The following is a 3,083-nucleotide window of genomic DNA, read 5'->3' on the forward strand; positions in this document are numbered from 1 at the left end:
GCGGTGGGTGGCGTCGATATCACCAACCTCATCGCTGGTGCTGCAACGCAGGTCACGTCTCATGATGGCGGCGCGCTCAGTCTGACGGCGCCCGGGACGTTGTTCGATCTTGTTTCCAGTGGTCCAGTCTACTTTCCGGTCGCGTGCAACGTCGTGATCATCGGGACGATTCGCGGCAACGGCGGATCGTCCTCGCATCAAATCCCAGGAGCCGGCGTCTACCCGTCCGAAGGCAAAGATATGACCTTCGGCATCTATGTGAATGACGGCCTGATCCCCGGTTCTGATCTGACCTTTACGTGGGCCACGACGCTTGCCGCCGGCGTCGTGTTTCCGCTCCCAGCCGACTTCAGCATGGTGGTCATGGGACAAGCCGTGATCCCCGCCGGCACGCACACCGTCAAGATCAAGGCCCGGTACATTCGTTACGAGAGCGGCGTCACGGACTGGCGCTCTTACGTGCGGGTGACATCCGCAAAGATGGTCATGACCCAAAACCGCAGGTAGCTATGACGTTTCCCACCTATCATACCGGATCAGTGAGCGTGAGTGACGGTGGCGTCGTCGTCACCGGCCTCGACACGCGCTGGCAACGTGTCAACGTCCGCGAAGGTGACCGCATCATCATCGATCCGGACGCAGGCCATCCCGAAGTGACGATCCTGTCAATCGAGGATGCGACGCATCTGACGCTGGCACAGCCCTGGACGCATGGTGACAAGGCCGCCGNGTCGTATCGGATCATCAAGGGCTCGATCGATCGCACGGTCGGCGCGCGCTCGTTTGAAGACATCGACAAGGCGCTGGCGGCGCTCAATGCCGACGGCTTCTACCACTTCGTGCCGCCGGCCGACGACGGACCGGACGAATCCGATGGNTACGATGGTCAGTACGCCTATCAGGAATCGACCCGCAAGAAGTGGATCAAGGAGGACGGCGCGTGGCGATATCTCGGCGTCACCGATGCGATCTTCTCGCGCTATGACATCCTGATGGATGATCCCGGTCAGCCGGGTTCCGGCGAACAGCTCTTGAAGTGGGTTGCGCCGTCCGTGGTCACCTTCCGCGCCGGGCTTGCGGAAAGCCGCGCACGGGCGGACATCGCCGCCACGGCAGCCGCCACGTACGCACTGCGCAAGAATGGCGTCGCGTTTGCCACCATGACGTTCGCGGCGGCTGCCAGTGTCGCAACCTTCACGCTTGCGGCCGACACGTCATTCGCCGCAGGCGACGTGCTCACTATCGTTGCACCCAATCCCCGCGACGCCACCCTGAAAGGCGTTGCGGCCACCATCGTCGGCTATCGCTAAGAAAGGACGCTTCCAATGGCCGTTACCGCGAATGTCTACAACCACTACATGGCGCTGATCGCCGCACAGACGATCAACAACGCCAACCTCAAGCTGATGCTGCTGAAGTCCACGGCATCGTTCAACGCCGCGCACACCACCGTTGATGCGGTCGCCGGCGCCGGCCCGACCCGTGCGCACGAGTTCTACGGCAATGGTTGGCCGCAGGGCGGCAAGGCGGTGACGAACGTCGCGGCAACCACGATCACCACCAACGATGCCAAGCTTTCCGGCGATCAGACCTCGCAGACTGCGAGCGGTGGCAACATCGGCCCCTGTCGTTATGTGCTGCTGTACGACGCAACCAGCATGAAGCCGCTCGTGCTCTATGACCTCGGCCAGGACGAGTATGCCGGCGACACCACCGACTTCAAGTTGACCTTCGACCTGCTGGGTTCGCCCGGCACGATCTACACCTTGACGGTCTGACCGATGCTCGCATTCGGCGCACTGGAAGAACATCCGCTCGGCGACTACGGCTTCGCGGGTCCAGGTGTGAACCTGAGCCTGCCGCCGGTCGATCTGCTGGCGGACGTTCGCCCGGCCGCCGCGCGCGCGGGTCGCAATGTCGCGCTGCCTGCGGTCGGCGTGGCTGCGCAGACGATGGTTATAACGCCGCAACCCGGCAAGTGGCTGGGTCTGCCCAGCATCGCGATCGCGGCCGATGCCAAGTCGGCAACGATCGGTTTCGGCCGCGCGGTGACGCTCCCGGCAGTGATGTTGTCCGCCGACGTGCCGGCGCCGATCCTGCGTCTCGGCAAGAACATCAATCTGGTGCGCGTGCCGATCGCGATGACGCTGCCACCGGTGATTGTTTCGCCCGGCAAGTGGCTTTCGTTGCCGCCCGTGACGATTGCGGCGGCTCCCAAGTCCATCGGGGCTCTTGCCGGCCGATGGATGAAGCTGCCGGCGGTGCCGCTCACCTTGCAGTATGGGCCGTTGGTCATCCAAGCCGGCCGTATCTTCAATCTGGCGCACACGTTCCAGCGCACCAATGATGTAGGCGCACTCGCCGAAGGCGCGCTGGGCGAATTCGCGCTTGGCGGCGAAGGCGCGCCGCTGACGCAGACCTATTCGCGGCCGGTTTCAATCCGCTTTAACGCAACGCAGCCGACCATTCTTGCGGGCCGCAATCTCTCGCTGCCGCCAGTTCAACCGGTTGTTCAGCTCCCATCGCCAGAAGTCATCGCGCGCAGCCGCCGCAAGCGCGTGAGTGTCGTCACTAGCTAAAGAGGTTCGTTCCATGCCAAAGCTTTTCGACCGCGTGAAGGTCAACGTCCCGACCGCCGGCACCGGCTCGATCACGTTCGGTCCCGCATCGTCCACCGCGTTCCTGACGCCAACTGAAGCCGGCGCGATCGACGGCGATACCGTACGCTATATCCTGGTGGATGGCACCGACTTCGAAGAAGGTGTCGGCACGATCTTCTCGTCGGCTGCGCAAATGGCCCGCACGACGGTCACCAAGTCCAAGATCGGCGGCGTCGTGGGGGCGACAAAGATCAACCTGAGCGGCACGGCAGTTCTCGCGTTCACCGCATCGGCATCCGACATCCTCAATCCAGCGAACAATCTTGCGGACCTGCTGGATAAGGCAGTCTCACGCACGAACCTTGGGCTCGGCACTGGGGCGACTCCTCAGTTCGCCGGACTCGAATTGGGCAATGCAGCGGATACCAGCGTTACGCGCCCGGCTGCGGGACGTTTGCAAGTCGAAGGCGAAGAGGTTCTGAC

The 3,083-nt window shown here is 63.1% G+C and carries 3 protein-coding genes and 1 pseudogene; all 4 read left to right on the forward strand.

Translation table 11 applies throughout. From position 1 onward, the window contains the following. Nucleotides 1-507 (forward strand): hypothetical protein (locus tag X566_RS25060; protein WP_034469906.1); only part of this gene is annotated, 507 nt, incomplete at its 5' end. Between the two features lie 818 nt (nt 508-1,325). Beyond that, complete coding sequence (locus tag X566_RS17290; protein ID WP_034469907.1) at nt 1,326-1,778, forward strand: hypothetical protein; 453 nt, start codon at nt 1,326-1,328, stop codon at nt 1,776-1,778. A gap of 3 nt (nt 1,779-1,781) precedes the next feature. Further along, nucleotides 1,782-2,579, forward strand: a complete 798-nt coding sequence (locus X566_RS17295; RefSeq protein ID WP_034469908.1) for a hypothetical protein — start codon at nt 1,782-1,784, stop codon at nt 2,577-2,579. 13 nt (nt 2,580-2,592) lie between these two features. Beyond that, nucleotides 2,593-3,083, forward strand: a pseudogene (locus X566_RS17300) (hypothetical protein); the annotation flags it as partial.

It is taken from the genome of Afipia sp. P52-10 (assembly GCF_000516555.1).
In the GTDB taxonomy this organism is placed as follows: domain Bacteria; phylum Pseudomonadota; class Alphaproteobacteria; order Rhizobiales; family Xanthobacteraceae; genus P52-10.